The organism is Leucobacter chromiiresistens, from assembly GCF_900102345.1.
Lineage (GTDB): Bacteria > Actinomycetota > Actinomycetes > Actinomycetales > Microbacteriaceae > Leucobacter > Leucobacter chromiiresistens.
In genome coordinates this window covers 956,549-973,758 of record NZ_FNKB01000001.1, presented here as the reverse complement: position 1 = coordinate 973,758, position 17,210 = coordinate 956,549, and the positions used below count along the sequence as shown (strand labels likewise).

Annotated in this window: 10 protein-coding genes; 7 read left to right on the top strand and 3 right to left on the bottom strand. The window is 64.3% G+C overall.

The annotated features are described in order from the left end of the window. Positions 1-20 precede the first annotated feature (20 nt). Positions 21-1,853, top strand: coding sequence for a TraM recognition domain-containing protein (locus tag BLT44_RS04515; RefSeq protein WP_010155280.1), 1,833 nt, complete (start codon positions 21-23; stop codon positions 1,851-1,853). Positions 1,854-2,337: 484 nt separating this feature from the next. On the opposite strand, the gene BLT44_RS04510 is transcribed toward BLT44_RS04515, so the two are convergent. Further along, complete coding sequence (locus BLT44_RS04510; RefSeq protein WP_176783265.1) at positions 2,338-2,763, bottom strand: hypothetical protein; 426 nt, start codon at positions 2,761-2,763, stop codon at positions 2,338-2,340. A gap of 362 nt (positions 2,764-3,125) precedes the next feature. On the opposite strand from BLT44_RS04510, the gene BLT44_RS04505 reads away from it, so the two are divergent. Further along, positions 3,126-3,902: a hypothetical protein gene (locus tag BLT44_RS04505; protein ID WP_010155283.1), complete on the top strand. Its 777-nt coding sequence runs from the start codon at positions 3,126-3,128 to the stop codon at positions 3,900-3,902. Positions 3,903-3,968: 66 nt separating this feature from the next. Here BLT44_RS04505 and BLT44_RS04500 read toward each other — a convergent pair whose 3' ends face one another. Continuing rightward, positions 3,969-4,592: a hypothetical protein gene (locus BLT44_RS04500; RefSeq protein ID WP_143025977.1), complete on the bottom strand. Its 624-nt coding sequence runs from the start codon at positions 4,590-4,592 to the stop codon at positions 3,969-3,971. Between the two features lie 150 nt (positions 4,593-4,742). On the opposite strand from BLT44_RS04500, the gene BLT44_RS04495 reads away from it, so the two are divergent. From BLT44_RS04495 to BLT44_RS04475, 5 genes are all read left to right on the top strand, one after another. Continuing rightward, positions 4,743-5,120 carry a hypothetical protein gene (locus BLT44_RS04495; protein WP_010155285.1) on the top strand — a complete coding sequence of 126 codons (378 nt, stop codon included), beginning with the start codon at positions 4,743-4,745 and terminating at the stop codon, positions 5,118-5,120. Positions 5,121-5,336: 216 nt separating this feature from the next. Then, positions 5,337-5,954 (top strand): hypothetical protein, encoded by a 618-nt coding sequence (locus BLT44_RS04490; protein ID WP_010155286.1) that lies wholly within the window; start codon positions 5,337-5,339, stop codon positions 5,952-5,954. Further along, the gene (locus BLT44_RS04485) at positions 5,894-10,807 is read left to right on the top strand and encodes a DEAD/DEAH box helicase family protein (protein WP_143025976.1); all 4,914 of its coding nucleotides are present in this window, start codon (positions 5,894-5,896) and stop codon (positions 10,805-10,807) included. Before BLT44_RS04490 ends, BLT44_RS04485 begins: the two co-directional genes overlap by 61 nt. A gap of 156 nt (positions 10,808-10,963) precedes the next feature. Continuing rightward, entirely contained in the window at positions 10,964-11,746 is a 783-nt protein-coding gene (locus tag BLT44_RS04480; protein ID WP_010155288.1) for a cysteine hydrolase family protein, read from the top strand. A gap of 100 nt (positions 11,747-11,846) precedes the next feature. Then, positions 11,847-13,184, top strand: a complete 1,338-nt coding sequence (locus tag BLT44_RS04475) for a Fic family protein (protein WP_010155289.1) — start codon at positions 11,847-11,849, stop codon at positions 13,182-13,184. Between the two features lie 3 nt (positions 13,185-13,187). Here BLT44_RS04475 and mobF read toward each other — a convergent pair whose 3' ends face one another. Then, a complete protein-coding gene (gene mobF / locus BLT44_RS04470) occupies positions 13,188-17,117 on the bottom strand; it encodes a MobF family relaxase (protein ID WP_010155290.1) in 3,930 nt (1,309 codons plus the stop codon). Positions 17,118-17,210: the final 93 nt, after the last annotated feature.

Below are 17,210 nucleotides of genomic sequence, written 5' to 3'. Positions count from 1 at the left end.
TCACTGAAAGGTCTCCCCTGATGAGTTCTCCAGATCGCGTCGCTCCCGCGTCCGAGTTCGGCCGCGTCGTTCGCATGATGGGTGTGTGGCAGCGCGTCGTCGTGTTCATCATGCTCCCCGCGATGCTGCTCGGCGTCGTGCAGGCGATCACGCAGGCGATCGTGCTCGCGATCAACGGCAACCGCGACTTCCAGGTGCTCGGCGTGCTGCAGTACGTCGCACAGTGGGGACGCGCAAACCCTGCTGAAGCGTACGGAATGGCCGGGTCGGTGGTGCTGCATTGGGCGGTCGCCGTACTGCTGCTGGGCGTGTTCGGTACTGCAGCCGGTGCGATCGTGTGGTGGGGCATGAAGCGCCGCAAGAACCCGCAACTGCGTGCCGGCCTCGCCTCGGAGAAAGACGTGCAGCGGGAGTTGGGAACGAAGCAGCTCGTGGAGCAGCGTGGCCCGAAGCTGCGCCCGTCGCTTGCCGGGAAGCTCATCAAGCCCGAGTGGGTGGGGTACTGGCTCGGCCAGTTCCGGGGGATGGATGTGTGGTCGCGTGTGGAGGACGCGATCATTCTCATTGGCCCGTCGCGTTCGGGTAAAGGGTTCCGGTTCTTGCTGCGAATGATCTTGGATGCGCCCGGCGCGGTCATCACCACGAGTGTGCGCTTGGACAACGCGAAGATCACGATGCGGGCGCGTGAGCGTGCCGGCTCCCCCACTCTGATCTGGGCTCCGGGTGTCGAAGGCGGGAAGGAGACCGGCCGCACCCTGAAATGGGATCCCGTGGCCGGCTGCGTCGACGAGGAAACGCTTGTGCGTCGCATGAATGCGCTGATCCCTGCTGGGGCGTTCGGCGGGTCGACGTCCAACGGTGGTCATTGGGATGCGCTCGGCAAGCAGCTCGCGGGGCACCTGTTCCACGCGGCCGCGTGCGGCGGTGTCGGCGTTGACGAGATCTGGGGGTGGGTGATGTCCCCCACGATGGCGCAGGAGGCGGCCCGCATGATCCGGGAGCACCCTGAAGGGATGCCTGAGCACGCCGATCATCTCGAATACGTGCTCGGCATGCCCGCGGAGCAGCGCGCGACGAGCTGGGGAGTTCTCCCCACGGTGCTCGCGTTCATGGGGTCGCGTGCGGCGCGCTGGTGGATGAAACCCGACGAAGAAGAAACCGTCGACCTGGTCGATTTCATCCTGCGCCGCGGCTCGGTGTTCATCGTGGGCGACAAGATGGCAGCCCCCGAGTACACGCGCATGAACGATGGCCTGCTGGCCGAATTCGACTACATCACGAAGGGCATCGCGGCCGCGTCCCCCGGCTCCCGTCTCGATCCTCCGGTGTCGTATGTGCTCGATGAGGCCGGCAACATCGAGTACCAAGGCATGTACGAGATCATCACCGCGGGTGGCGGGTATGGGCGCGTGGTCGTTGCCACGTTCCAGTCGAAGAATCAGCTCGAGCAGTTCGGCGACAACCAGGTCGGGGCGACGCTCTGGGATGCGGCGCCGACGAAGATCATCCTTCCCGGCGGCGGCGACACGAAAGCGCTCGAAGAGATCTCGAACCTGATCGGGGATGTGTGGGTGGAGCGGCAGTCGCAGACGCTCGGAAGCGGTGACCCGTCCGCGCAGTACAGCACCGAGCAGCGGGCGGCGTTCTCGAAGAAGGAGATCCGCGAAATGGATCTCGACTACGCGTTCGTGTTCTACCGCAACCTCTCCCCCGTTGTGATCCGCACGAAGCCGTTCACGGAGCACCCCCGATTCGCTGAATGCATGAAGGACGCGGAGCAGGTCGACGCATCGTTCCGGGAAACATCGCGCTACACGGAGCAGATCGCAGAACACGCGAACGCACGTGCGTGAATTGAGCCCATGGGCGCGACAGTCGCAGGGACGCAACGCGCACCGCGCGTTCTACGCCGACTACATCACATCCGCGAAGTGGTATAGCCGGCGAGCGCGATGGGCACTGGAGGAGAGTACTCGGATTGCTCCAGCACTGATCCTGTGCCGGGGCAGGTGCGGGAACGCATGGAACGTGGACCGGGATGACCTGCATCACTGCGTTTACGACCGTCTCGGAGACGAGGCCCACGAGGATCTGTGGCCGATGTGTCGAAGTTGTCACACGAGGCTGCACGAGTTGCTCGATTCGTCCCGCTCGTGGCGGAAGCTGCCTAAGCGGCAAGCGAACCGGCAGGCGCTCGCGATCCTCGCAGGCCGGAACGAGCCGCCATCGCCAAGATCGTTGACGGTCTATCTGTAAATAGTGCGGGGACGCTGCATATCGCAACGGCCCCGCACTATTAGCTAGTTCTCAGTCGTGATCCTTGCAGACCACATGCATCTACTCAGTCACCTGAGCGTGCTGTGTTCGAGCGCGGGAGTCCCGCACCCATGTCACGATGACGGTCAGGAGCGCGATCACTCCAGCCACGGGCAGCAGGTGCATCCCAATGAAGAAGATTCCGCCAGCGCCGATATTGGTTTCTCCGCCCCAACCGGTCTTGATGATGATCAGACCGGCTAGCAGGGAGACTCCGATCAGGAGGAAAGCAGCTGAAAGCCAGGCTGCAGCGTTCTTCTCGTAGCTGACGAACCAGGTACCTGAGACTCCTGTGATAGTTGCGATCAGCGCGAGAATCCCTCCCCAGATTGGAGCGGGGAGACCTGAGTTCAGACTGCTGATGAAGGCCCATCCGGAGATTCCGAACGCGATGGCAGCAACCAACAGCAGTAGGCGGCCCATCTGGAGAGTTACCGGTCGTTTCAACTGCCGTTCCAATCATTGGTTTTCCCGCTGACTACCCCGTAGTACGCGGAAGCTGCCCCGAAACGCGACGTCTTCACGGTCGTCGATTCGTAGAACTTGTTTCCGCAATTCTGGCGGAGGTGAGAGTTCAATGTGGAGTTCGCGTTCCTGCATCACAGATTGGTGCGCTTCCAACGGTCTCTGGAGGCCGAGGCTGTCAAACCACGGCCATGTCTCCCAGCGGTCCGAATGCAAGTGCCTGTGAACGGGGCGAAGTTGCACTTGGTGCATCCGCAAAGCCTGATTTATGCTGCGCTGGCGGCGCTATCTACGGGGTGAGGCGGACGATCCGACGCTCGCCCATCATGGAATGGAGACCAATCATGATCCTGGTCAAGGCGAACTTGGGAGATCTGAGCGAAGCGCGGTACTTCGAAGCGACCGAAGACAAGCCCCGCGCGCTGTACGTCGGTGTCGTTGAGCAGCAGCGAGTGCAGAACGAGGCTGGCGACTGGGAGGACGGCGACAAGGTCTGGTACCAGGCCCGGTTCAAAGGCGCAGACGCTGACTGGGTGCGGGACACCCTGCGAAACGGTGACCCGGTGCTGTTGTGGGGTAACGTCCGCGACAGCACGCGGGAAGTGGACGGGAAGACTCTCGAGTCGAAGGAACTGTTCGTTGATGCGGTGTCGATTAACCCGCGATTGCGGAAAGTGACGATCGACCGTCCAGTGCGTCAGCAACAGACGCAACAGGCGTCTCAGGCTGCCACGCACGCCGTCGACGCGGAGGTAGACGGGCGGGCGAGAGCCGCAGCGCGGGCGACGGTCGTGAGCCGGTTGCACGACGTCGTGGGCAAGCGGTACATCGACGGCGCTGTGGCCGACCAGGTCGTGGCTGCCTGGGACGATCCCGCGCTGCCGGTGCCGGAGCTCGGGCAGGCAACGGTGAGCGCGCTGCGTGCCGGGGGTGCGAACGAGGCGGTCGTGGCCTATGTTTCGAGCGTCGCTGACGAGTATGCCGGTGGTGGGCACGTGATGAGCTGGAATGAAGCTGCGGCGGCCGCGAACCCTGCGCCGCCTGCGAACGATACTTGGACGCTGGTGAATCAGGCGCGACGTGACGTCGCAGCAGGTGCGTCGCAATCACCTGGAATGTAGTCACGTCCAGACATCGAGAGGGGCCGGCGCAAAAGCGCCGGCCCCTCTTTTCGTGTGCCCGACCGGCTATTCGCGGTCTCGGGTGATTGCAGTGAAGATCAGAGTGAGCACGCCGATGGCGATGGGAGTCAGTATCGTCACGGCCGCCGAAACCGGGAAGAACACCGCCCAAATCCCGCTCATCTCGCCCTGAATCGGTACGAACAGGGCGAGCAAGTTATTGAGTAGCACGATGACGATCTGGGCGGCAAACATGATCGCGGGAACCCACTTCCACTTACCGAAGCTTTGCAGCGATCGCGCCGCGGCAACTGCGCTGATCAGAGCGGCAGAAATTCCGATGACGATTGCAAAAGGTGACGCTGCAGTGAGCCAGAGCGGAGCGCTGCCTTCGCCATCGAAGACCGTTGAAAGGACGAGCATTCCCCAGACAAAGGACCAGGCCGCGTAGAAGAGTGCGCAGTATGCCGCAAACCGGCTACGGCCGAGCGGGCCCCGTGATGCCAGACCAGTAATCGCCAACACGGCATATCCAGCGCTGATCAGAGTGAGAGAGGAAATCTCACCCCAGACGGTCATCCAAGGGGCGGCCAGGTTACACACGGCCCCCGCCAAGATCAACGCGCCAGCGGCGAGAAGCCGCTGATCCATCGCCTGCTTTTTCGGTCTCGTGACTGTGGTGTCGATCATGAGTGAGCCCTCCCCCATCGTCATTGATTCGGACTGCTACTGGCATCCTCGCACGAGAGCGGGGTTGGCACAGATCATGCCAACCCCGCTCTCGTGTGTGCGCTGCCCGTCCCTTCTTGAGGTACCAGTACCTGATCGAGAGGACAGAGTATGGATACCCAAGCGACTGACCGAAGCGTGGCCGCGGAACTCGAACACCTCGAGTTCTGGCAACGCGTTGACGAGCTGCGAGCGGCAGGACGTATCTGCGCTCGCACTGAGCTGCAGCTGCAGAAGATGGCCGAGGATTCGAGCAACATTCATGATTTCAAGGCGCGGCTTCGCTCTGGCGGACCCCATTTGATGGACGCCACGGAGCAGCGGTATCTGACGTCAGCGGTGGATACGCCGGAAGGGCGCCGGCCGGAGTCGTGGGCGGAGTCCTCGGCATATGTGCGCGCCTTCGGCTCGGATCAGTACCAGGGCACCGCTGCGGTGCAGCAGCAGGAGCGTGATCGCCAGGTGGAGGTGACTCGCGTCATCTCCTGACCGGCCAATCGCACAGAGGGGGCCGCGCTTTGGGAGCGCGGCCCCCTCTGGCGGTTGTGGGACTGCGCGTGTCTGGGCTTCAAGGGGCATGAAGCCGAGAGACGTCGAAGGTGGGGGCCAGAATGGCACGTAGGAAGCAGCGGGTACCGGATACCCAGATGGTGTTCGACCTGTGGGGCGAATTTGAGACAGCAGCAGCGACGGAAGGAACAGCATATGCACGATCAGGAGAGCCTCGCGAAACTGCAGCAGTCGTGGCCGGAGACGACGGACTATTTGCGGCGGGTTGGTCAGGTCAACAACGATCTGGCAGTGCTGAGGGAGATCTCGCAACGGGACGAGTACGAGGCGTCTCTGACGTGGCTGGATCATCTCGCGGTGGGCGTGGAGGATCTGACGAGTCGGCCGAACGCGGCGATAGTGATGCGGTTCCTCTTCGCACGGCAGATCGTGATTCGCAGCGCGGCGGAGGTTCCGGAGTATCGGGAGCTGCAGGAGGCGTTCGACCAGGAGCAGACGGAGGAGTACGGGGAGGATTCGTCGAGCAGGGAGCACCTGTTGGAGAGCCCGACGTCGACGTTCTGGGAGTCCCTGGATCAGAAGATGTGGAGCCTTCACGAGCTGCACGTGAAGCTGGCGCTCTGGGCGTTGGAGACGGCGACGAGCCACGGCTACGAGGGGCCGTCGTTGACGTTGACGCAGGCGGTGATTCTGCTGAACGTGTGCCGGTTCCTGGAGCAGGAGCCGGAGCAGTCTCCCGGGTGGGCGGCGGAGTGTCTGCGGTCCGCACTCTCCAGCGACTTCTTCGAGAAGGCCGCGAACCCAACAACGTAGAGCTCGATGAGTTGCGCCGCTTCCCCGGGTGGGGTGCGACGCCGGAACTGTTCGACCCGAACTCGAACAAGTACGCCGCCGATCGTGAAGCGCTGCAGGAGATGTGGGGCGACACGGAGTGGGGTGCCGCGCGGCGTACAGTCCTGAACGCGCACTACACGCACCCCGACTATGTCAGAGCGATGTGGGACGCGGCAGACCGGCTCGGAGTGTCTGCCGACGCGCAGGTGCTGGAGCCCGGATGCGGCACCGGCAACTTCATCGGCCAAGCGCGCCCGGGCCAGCAGGTGACCGGTGTGGAGCTCGACCCGACGACGGCCGGGGTTGCGCGGCTGTTGCACCCGGGAGCGACAGTGCGAAACGAGTCGTTCGGTGACACGTTCCTCGATCACGACGGCTACGATCTGACGATCGGGAACGTGCCGTTCGGGCAGACGAAGCTCTACGATCCGGCGTACAACGAGGCGAAACTCAGCCTCCACAATCACTTCATCGTGAAGTCGCTGCGGCAGACCAAGCCGGGCGGCATTGTCATGGTGATGTCGTCACGGTGGACGATGGATGGGAAGACGGAGCGAGCGCGCCGCGAGATCGCGAAGTACGGGGAGCTGCTCGGCGCGGTCCGTATGCCGCGCGGAGCGCACGGCGAGATCGCCGGCACTGACGCGACGATCGACGTGCTCGTGTTCCGGCGCCACCTGGGCGAAGCGCCCGAGAGTGAGCCTGCATGGTTGCGCGCGGTCGACGTCGACGGGGCAGCCGGGGCCGCGGCGATCAACTCCTACTTCGAGGATCACCCCGAGATGGTGCTGGGCGAGCTCGGCACCCGGCTCGGTCAGTTCGGGCCGGAGCTCACAGTGACCGCGGCCGACGTGTCCGCTGCGGCCGTGGCTCCAGCCCTGCGACGGTCGCTCGACCGCATCGTGGATGACGCGATCGCGAACGGTCAGGCGTGGGAGGCGACCGGCAAGGTCGTGGCGGATCGGCCTGTCGCTCGGATCGTGCAAGATCCCGATCAGGTGATCGGGCATATCGGCTTCGACGAGGAAACGGGGCTTCTCACGCAGGTGGGCCTCGACGGGCCCGAACCGGTGACCGTACCGAAGAATGCGGTGGCGGAGCTCCAGCACCTCGTGCGTCTGCGGGACGCCGCGGTGAGGGTGCTGGAGGCAGAGGCGTCGACCAGGGAAGACACTCCGGAGATCGGTCGACATCGTGCTGCGCTGAACGGCGTCTATGACCGGTATGTGGAGAAATACGGGCCAGTGAACCGGGTGTCGGTGACGGTGAAAGAACGGGTCGGGAAAGACCCGAGCATCATCCGCCGATATCCGGCTGCGGTTCGGGCGCTGCGGCAAGATCCGCACTTCGCGACGGTCGTCGCGCTCGAGCGATACAACGAGGACACCGGGGAAGCGCGCAAGGCGACGGTGTTCACGGAACGCGTGGTCGGTGCGGTGACCGAGGTGCACCGCGTCGACTCCCCCGAAGACGCGATCCGCGTCTCCCTCGACCGGATCGGGCACGTCGACGTGCCGCTCGTTTCGGAGCTGCTCGACGTCGACGAGGCGTCCGTGCCGGAACGTCTGGGCGATCTGGTGTTCCTCAACCCCGACGATCTGGAGACGTATATCCCAGCCGGTGAGTTCCTGTCCGGGAACGTGCGGCAGAAGCGCAAGGAGATGCGCGAGCTCGCGGCCGCCGATGCGATGTTCCAACGGCATCTCGACGCGTTGGAGCAGGTCATTCCCGAGGAAGTGGGGCCTGCGGAGATTGACGTGAAGTTCGGGGCCGGCTGGGTGCCCGTCGACGACGTGTCGATGTTCCTGGAGCACGAGCTGAAGAAGGAAGTCAAAGCGATCGAGAGGATCGACGGCGAGTGGAAATATGCGCTCGTGGGAAAGCCCGCGGCCACGGCGGAGAGCCGGTGGGGGGTGTCCGGTGATCATGTGAACCTCACCGCGACGGATGTGTTCAAGCGAGTCCTCAACGGCAAGTCACTCGAGGTGACGTACCGGCCCGATAAAGATGGGCCGATGTTCGTGGACCAGGTCGCCACGGAAACGTTGCAGGAGCGTGCTGGGGAGCTTCACGAGTCGTTCCAGGACTGGCTCTGGCAGGACGGTGAGCGTGTGGAGCGCCTGCAGGAGCGCTACAACGATCTCTACAACGGGATCGTGCTGCGCTCCTATGACGGTGTCGAGCTGACGTTCCCGGGGAAGGCAGCGACGTTCGAGCCGCGCCCGCACCAGCACGCGGCGGTGGCACGCATGCTCGCTGAACCGGCGACGGGCCTCTTCCATGAGGTGGGAGCTGGAAAGACCGCTGAGATGGTGCTCGGCGTGAAGGAGCTCAAGCGGCTCGGCATGGTGAACAAGCCCGCGATCATCGTCCCGAATCAGATGCTGGAGCAGTTCACGCGCGAGTACAAGCAGATCTACCCGCGGGCGAAAGTGCTCGCTGCCGGCAGCGAGGATATTCAGTCGTCGGGCACGAAGAACGGGAGGAAGCTGTTCGTCGCGCGAGCCCGGACGGGTGACTGGGACGCGGTGATTCTCACGCACTCCGCATTCGAACGGATTGGGTTGGGCAAGGCGCAAGAGGCGTACGCCGCGCAGCGCCTGCACGAGATGCAGGAGATCCACGAGGCGAAACTGAACTCGCAATTGTCGGAGAAATCCGTGAAGGGGCTGGAGAAGGCTCTCGCAGATCAGGAGCAGCTTCTGAAGCGGATGCTCGATATTGGCCATGACGAGGGAGTGTCGTGGGAGGAAACGGGCATCGATTATCTGTGCATCGATGAGGCGCACAAGTTCAAGAATCTCACCGTCATCTCGAAGGTCGCGGATCTGTCGAAGCCGGCCGGTTCCAAGCGTGCGACGGATCTCGATATGAAGCTCTGGTACTACCGGGAGCATCTCGGGCAGTCGCGGGTGGCGACGCTTGCGACGGCGACGCCGCTGCCGAATTCGATGATCGAGATGTACGTGATGATGCGGTACATGCGGCCAGACTTGCTGCGCGAAGCACAGGTCTACACTGCGGACGACTGGGCCAGGCAGTTCACCGAGCAGGTCACGGCCGTCGAAGCGAAACCCGATGGTGGCGGGTTCCAGGTGAAGACGCGCACGACGAAGTTCCGCAACGTGCCGGAGCTGCTGCGGATGTGGCATGTACCGGGCGATGTGAAAACGCAGGCGGACCTGGCACTGCCAGTCCCCGAGCTCGTCATCAACTGCGACGGAAAACGGGCGCCGGAGATGATCGTGGTTCCGGCCACCCGCGCGCAGGAGGCCGGCATGGCTGATCTGATCGTGCGCGGCGAAGCCGTGCGCAACGGTGCGGTCGAACCAACCGAGGACAACATGCTGAAGATCACTGCGAACGGTCGGGCGCTCGCGATGGATGCGCGTCTGATGGATGAGCCTGGGCCAGAAGATGACGAGCGCACGAAGCTCGACGTCGTAGCGGAGCAGGTATTTAGGATCTGGGACGAGAACAAGGATCGCGAGTACCTCGACGAATGGGGCGAGATCTCCTCCACTCCCGGCGCCCTGCAGATCGTGTTTGCTGATCTGGGGACCCCGGCCGCTGACGGGCGGTGGGATGCGTACAACGAGTTGCGGGACCAGCTAGTCGCGCGAGGTGTGCCTGCGTCTCAGGTGCGCTTCATTCATGAGGCGAGCAACGACCAGGCGAAGGCCGAGCTGTTCCAGCAGGCCCGCGACGGCCGCGTGCAGGTACTGGTCGGGTCGACCGAGAAGATGGGCGTCGGCACGAACGTGCAAGCGCGCGCGATCGCGCTGCATCACGTCGATGCCCCGTGGCGGCCGGCGGACGTTACCCAGCGTGAGGGGAGGGAGATTCGTCAGGGCAACCAGAACCCAGAGGTCCATCTGCTCCGGTATGCGACGGAGGGGTCGTTCGATTCGTACATGTGGGGCACGCTCGCCCGGAAGGCTGCCTTTATCGAGCAGGTGCTCACCGGCAGGCTCGACGTGCGCGAGGTCGATAACTCGACCGAGATGGCGTTGCAGTTCGCGGAGATGCAGGCGATCACCGCGGGAGACATGCGCATTTTGGAGGTCGCGAACCTCCGAAACGAGACGCAGAAGCTCGCCCGGCAGCAGCGTGGCCACCAACGCAAGATCGGCGCGATCGAGGTTCGACAGAAAATGCTGGAGCAGCAGGTCGGCGTGTTCGAGCACGATCTCCAGGTGCTACGGGCTCTGGCGCCGAAGGTGGTTGAGACGCGCGGGGATGCGTTCTCGGGGCGGGTGAAGCCGTCGAGCTGGGCGGAGTCACCCATGTACCGGGACCGGAAGGAGTTTGGGGCAGCGTTTCGCACCACGCTCGAGCGCGCTCGAGCGGCAGTGCCGTACTTCGGGACGAACAACGCCGGCTACCCGGCACCGTTGAAGTTCACCGTGTCCGTTGGCGGCCTCGACTGGGAAGCACGGCTCCGATGGAATCCGAAGGCGAGCAACGATCCTATCGTGGAGTTCCACGCGGGACGTACGATCCACGCGCTGCAGTACAAGATGCTGTGGTCGCGTGCGATGGACGGCGAGGTCAGCATGGTCTCTCAGGGGTTCGAGTCTCACGCTCGGATGGTCCCCGATGAGATCTGCCAGCACGAGGACGTTCTGGTGTCGGCCCGGGGCGAGGTTCGGGAGCTGGAGGTGATGAGTGCGGAGAAGTGGCCCAGAAAGGACGAGCTGGATCAGAAGCAGATGCGGCTCGCTGCGATCATCACTGAGCTCGAACGGGAAGCCGCGGGACCCAAAGACAACGCGCCTGCCCCACCGCAACACACCGTGGAGCGAACAGTGAGTAGCGGGCACACGATGTAGCTGCCGGAGGGCCAAAAGCGGCGACCTTGCGTCATTTCGATGATGCGAGGTCGCCGCTTTCGCGTGCGGTCACGCGCGTGGACGTCCACGCTGATGGGGCAAAGGCTGGGAACATAGCTGTTGTCGTTGCACCCGTTGTCGAGAGGATCGTCCGTCATGAGTAGTTCCGAGCCACGGGCCACGGCCGAAGAGGTCAACGCGCTCGTCGAGAACTACTACGGCACGCTCGGTGCAGCCGGGTACGCCGAACCGTTGCCGCTGCATCCCGCCGATACCGCCCTCGTGCTCGTCGACATTCAGCAGCACCTCTCGACCCGCTCGATCCGCGCCTCACTCAAGCACGCCGGGGTGTACGACGAGAGCGCCGAACCGGTGCTGGCCGCGATCAACGCGGACCTGCAGGTCGCGCTCCGGAACATCAGCCAGGTGCTCGCGAAGTGCCGCGAGGTCGGCATTCGCCCCATCCATGTGGGCATTCAGTCGTACCTGCCGGACTCAGCCGACGCCGGGATGCTGCACAAAGCTGCCGGCATGTTGTACGCCCCCGGCTCCTACGATTCCCAGTTCCTTCCAGAAGCTGCGCCGCTCGACGGGGAGATCGTTCTGACGAAAACTTGCTCCGGCATCCACGTGGGAACGCACATCGACCAGGTGCTCCGAAATCTCGGTGTGCAGAACGTCATCGTGACGGGTTTCTACACGGACCAGTGCGTAAGCGCTTCGGTGCGAGATCTCACGGATCTTGGCTACCGGGTCAGCTTGGTTGATGACGCGATGGGGGCGATGAGTCCCGAGCGGCATCAGAACGCGCTACAGAGCATCCGGAAGCTGTACGCGAATTCTGAGAGCACTGAAGAGATCCTCCCCCGCCTCGACCAGGTCGCGGCGAAGCTGACGAAGAAGAAGCGCGGCTGGCTGTCTGGCCGGCACGGCAGGTGACCTGCCTGCTTTCGTAAAGTTGCATCAACACGCGTTCGATGAAACGTTAAGCGCGTAAAGTTGCATTAACCGGTGCAGCGGGCAACTTTAAGGGGTCACAATGGGCGAATACGTCGAGCGCCAATGGGCGCCGTCCTCAACGTTCGGCCTGTCCCGGCGAGAACAGACCGGCGGCACGTACCTCGCGTTCGTACCCGGCGTCCTGGGGGCACAGGGGCCGCCGATCAGTGCGAGCACGTTCTCGGTTGTCGCCGACGCGCAGAGCACGGTGTCGCGTGCGGACGGCATCATCGGTGAGTCCGAGCTGTACCTCAATCACCTGCTGCTGCGATCTGAGAGCATCGCATCCTCCCTCATCGAGGGTCATGTCATCTCCGCGAAGAAGCTCGCCCTTGCAGACGTGCTCGGCCGTGGGAAAGAGAACGCCGTCGCGGTCCTGCAGAATCTTCGCGCGATGGAATACGCGATTGACGTCGTCGCAGAAAAATGGGACATCGAGCTTGAAGATCTGGTGCAGCTACAGCAGACGATCACGCCGGATCTTGAGCGTGGCTTCCGCACGCAACAGAATTGGATCGGTGGGGGCTACTCCCCGCTCACTGCATCGTTCGTGCCGCCGCCCGAGTCCGAAGTGGTGCCACTGTTGGACGATCTGCTCGCGTATGTGAATCAGAGCGAACATCCTCCACTGCTGAAGGCCGCGATCGCTCATGCTCAGTTTGAGACGATCCACCCGTTCATCGACGGGAACGGACGCACGGGTCGTGCGCTCATCCACGCGATCTTGAAGCGGGACGGTATCACCGATCGCGCCGTGCTCCCGATCAGCACGGTCTTCTCGACAGCGAAGGATCACTACATTGCGGGGCTCACGGCGTTCCGCGAAGAACCACCGAACGTGGACCTCTGGGTGCAGGAGTTCTGCCAGTCGGCCGTGCGCGCTGCGGGAAACGTCGTGCTGCTGAAGGAGCGGGCAGACGAGTTGGACGAGCTACTCCGGGAGCGCCATCATGCGTGGCGTTCCGGGCAGGGTATCCCCGCAGCGCCGCGCGCCGATGCGACAGTGGAACGAGTACGGCGAGATCTTGCATCCCAGCCCGTACTCACAGTGGCCGCGACGGCTGAGCGATACGGGGTGTCCCGGCCCGCCGCGGAGCGGGCGCTGACGGAACTTGCAGACGCCGGGGTGCTGAGCGTCAGCAAGAACCACCGCGGAGTGCGAGCCGCATTCGTCTCCGACGAGCACTTGCACCTGGTGACTCTGGCAGAGCGCAGCAACAAAGCAGGCGGCTGGGACACCGCGGACGAGGCGACCGCTTCACGGCTGGCACTGCCAGAGTCCACACTGCGGTGGCCACCAGGCGACCCGGTGTTTCACACCCAGAGCCGAAGCGGGGACTACGGAAACCCGCAGTCCCCGTCGGGCCTGGGCTACTAGCGCTCAGTAGCCCAGGACAGGCGCACTCGGCAGCACGTCCGGGCCTTGCTGTGCGGGCACGTAGCTTCCCTCAGTTCGAGGTGCAGGGGCGACTCTGAGTGCCGCTGCGGCGATCTGGCGATCGCGTTCCCGATTGCGCGCGTGGGCGTGCTCGCGGCCGAGCGGTTCGTCGGTGGCGACGCCGTACAGGTCACGGAAGCATGCGACAGTGACGGCGCGCCTGCGCCATTCTGATTCGGCGCCAGGGAGCTGCTCTCCGAGCGCTTCGAGCCACGGCTCCTTGTCCGCGATCGCGCGGTCGACGACGAGTTCTGCCCGGAGCTGCATCGCGAGCTCACGATCCCTCAGAGCCTTTCCAAAGTCGGGATCTCCAAAGTCCGGAGCCGGTTCGATGAGGCCGGCGATATGGTGCACCGTGTTCACGCTGCGGAGATGATCTGGTGCGTCGAGCGCGTCGGGGTCGATGCGGTACTCGGAGCGCAGCAGGTGAGCGAGCCGTGCGGAGACATCTCGAGTACTCCCCCGGTCCATGCGCTCGAGCGCCCCGCGCACCGCGTCTTCGAGGGTGGTGTCGGCCGCGCCCTCCAACGCGGTGAGCATCCGCCCGAGACGGAGGTTCGAACGGGTCTCTTCTGAGTCGATGCCGAAGGGGGCCAGCAGAGGCGCGAATCGGGCGTAGGCGTCGTGTTCGCGCAGATCTTCCAGGTGCGTGTTGAGGCGGTAGTGCAGCACTGCGAGCACGTCGCGTGCGCCGTCGAGGTCCCGGGTTGCGAGCAGTTCCGTGATCGTGCCGGGCACGTCGTGGCCGCGCGTTTCCAGGCGTCGGAGGTTCACAAGTACCGGCCCGAGATACGGGGAGTCTGGCGATTCCGGGTCGACCAGGTGCAGGTTCGCGAGCCCGGGGAGGTATTCGCGTTCGAGCTGGTCGGCGGTGAGGGTCTGGTACTCGGCCGCGAGTTGCCGGATCGAGCCGATGCGTTCGGCTTCTTCTCGGAGCGTGTCGTGGGCGGCGATGTCGCCGCCCTGTTTCGTGACGACGTGTTCGAGGGTTTCCCGCCAGGTGCGCGTCATTCCGAGCGCGCCGGGGTCGCCCATGTCGCCGTTCTCGTCGACGACGACATACGCCTTGTTCGAGCGCTTCCCGCGCGTCATCGCGACGTAGAACGTCTCCCGGGAGGCGCTGGAATCGACGATGGTGTGGGCGGTGTCGACGGTGCGGCCCTGGGAGCGGTGCGCGGTGGTCGCGTATGCGAGCTGCACGTGATCCCGGCAGTAGTCGGCGGGCAGGGTGACGTACTCGTCGCCGGCGACGGCGACGATGTCGCCCGTGTCCGGGTTGATGCCGGCGACGACCCATTCGTCGTTGTTTTTCACCCACCGGTCGTGATCGGTGCGGAGGGTTCTCGCGTTCTGACGCGTCACGATCCGATCGCCCGGGGATGCGACACCAGAGGCGATCACCGTTTCCTGCGTCGCGTCGACGTCGCCTTGTTCGATGCGCCAGGTGCGTGCGATGGTGTTGAGGCGCTCCACCATCTCGTTCGTGGGGGCGATCAGGAGCGACACGAGCCGGTCGCCGGAATCGTCCAGTGTCGCCTCGTCCGTTCGCCAGGCGTCGACGGCCTGGTCGATGATCGTTTCATCGAGGCCCGCGAAGACGCGGTCGTGTTCGATGTAGGCGTCGAGGCCGGCGGTTTTCCCGAGCCGGAGGAGTTTGGAGGCGTCCGCTTCCCAGTCGGCGGTGAAGCGGTGGAGGTTCACGAGCTCGGCGACGTCCTGCCGGTCGGAGGCGAGGAGCCCGAACGCGCCGCCGGCATCGACTGCGGCGAGCTGCGCCCAGTCCCCCACGAGCAGCAGCTTCGCGCCGGCCGCTTGGACCTGTGCGCGGATCGCGTCGAGTGCGAGCGTGCCCCCGATGGAGGCTTCGTCAACGATGATGAGTTCGCCTGGCTGGAGTCGGTAGTCGATGCCGTCTTTGGTGTCGGTGCCGCGTGCGGTTTCGTGGAGCCATTTCGCGGTGTTCTCGGTCTGGATGCCGAGTGATTCTGCGAGCACTTCGGCCGCGCGGGCGGTCGGGGCGAGACCGCGCACAGTGCCGGCGCCGTGCGTGAGTTCCCAGAGCTCGCGGAGCTTTTCAAGGCTCGTGGTCTTGCCGGCACCTGCGGGCCCGACGAGGACGTCGACCTGGCGGCCGCTGGTGACAATGTTCTCCACGGCGGCCGCCTGGTCACTGGAAAGAACGCGCCTTTCAGTCCCTGTCGGCAGGGAGATGTGGGTATCGACGATCGCTTGCTCGATGCGTGGGCCTTGCAGGGATCGGCCGGCTTCGAGGAGGCGACCTTCTGCATCCCACACTTCGCGAGTCGTGAAGAGGTCCCGCGCTTCGGGATGGAACATGTCCTGCCCGTCCGCGGTTCGGAACCGATACGGGGTGTGCAGGTGGTTCTTGGGTGTGAGCGGGATGGCTTGGGAGAGGACGAGATCAACGACTCGGTGCACGGCCTGGTCGCGGTCTTCGGGAGAGCGAAAACGCCACCCGGCGATCGCACGCAGTGCCGCGGTCTCGGCGTTGCGTCTCCCCCACGTCGACCGTGCGCTAGCGAGGGTGTGCAGCACGAATTCGGCGGCGTCTCGGGCAGCGTCGTCGTCGACGTCGTCGTGCCGGAATGACCACAGTGGGAGGTCCGCCTTGCGCGGCGCCGCTGTATCCAACAGTCGATCTGCGAACAGGAACGAGTCCCCGATGTGCGACTTGGCTCGCTCCCGCCAGTTCTGGGTGAGCTCTCGAAGCGATCGTGCTTTCTTCGCCGCACGGGTGGCGAACGTCGCATATTGGCGCATCTTGATGACGGCTCGGTCGCTGGGCTGTTTGCAGTGCTCCTTGACGTACTTTGCCACCAGTCGATCCTTCTCTTTTCGGATCGCATGTGATCGTGTCGAGTATTCCTCCACGAGAGTTTTCGGCACCCCGTCGATTTGCCACTTCACCGATCCGGGATTGGTGCCGGCGTCGATCGAGAACTGCTGCCGTGCTGCCGGCGTATCGGGTCGCTGCGATTCGACCAACCATTCCCGGTACTGCTCGGGGCGCTGCAGGACGTCTTCGACGGTCCACTCGATGCCGAAACGGGAGGAGAGTTCGTCCATGAGGACGCCGTCGTAGTACGCGCCGGCCGTGGCCACGGCTGGCATCAGGGACCAGCGGGAGTCGATCGTGCGCCAGCGGCCGTCTTCTCCTTGGACCCGGTTGGAGACGAGCATGTGCGTGTGGAGCTGCGGGTCTCCCTCACGGGAGTCCCAGTGATCGAACAGTGCGGCGGAGATCCCGCGCACGTGCGCCTGCGCGACACCGTCTGCCCCGGTGCGGGTGCGAATGATGTCGGTTTCGAGTTTCTCGATCGTTGCTTGAATCGCGGCGTGGTGGGCTTGCCGGATCTCGTCTTTCAGTGCGGGATCTGCAAGCGCCCACCACGAGCTCACGCTCTTGGGTGGGGAGAACACGAACTCGAACCCGGCCACGGACTGTCTCTCGGGCTTCTCGGTGACCTCTCGCCGGATCTGGTCTGCGAGCGCTTCGAATTCGGGCTCGCTGAGGTCACGGTTCTTCGGGTCGGCGGCTGCCGCCTGGATCTTCCGCTCGATGCGTTTCTCGAGCGGGAGGACGGTGTTGTATTTGCGGCCGAGCTGTTGCCCGGTGGTGGGGTGCACGCCATCCCCGAAAAGTGCGACGAGTTCGCGTTCTTCAACTGCCGTGCCGACGTCGAGGCCGAGTGCGGTGGCTCCGCTTCCGGCCCACGCGCCGGGTGGGGTGCCGTTCGACATGTAGTACGCGGCTTTGCCTTCGGCGCGGTCGATGGTGTGCTCGTCGGCGACGGTGTTCATGAGGTAGCCCCAGGCGTCTCGCGACGCACCAATGAGGGTGACGGTCATCATGGTTCAGTTCTCGTTTCTTCGGGCGGCTCGTTGGGCGCGTTTGCGGCATGTGGCGTCGCAGTAGCGTCGGCGCCGGCTCTTCCCGTGAGGGAA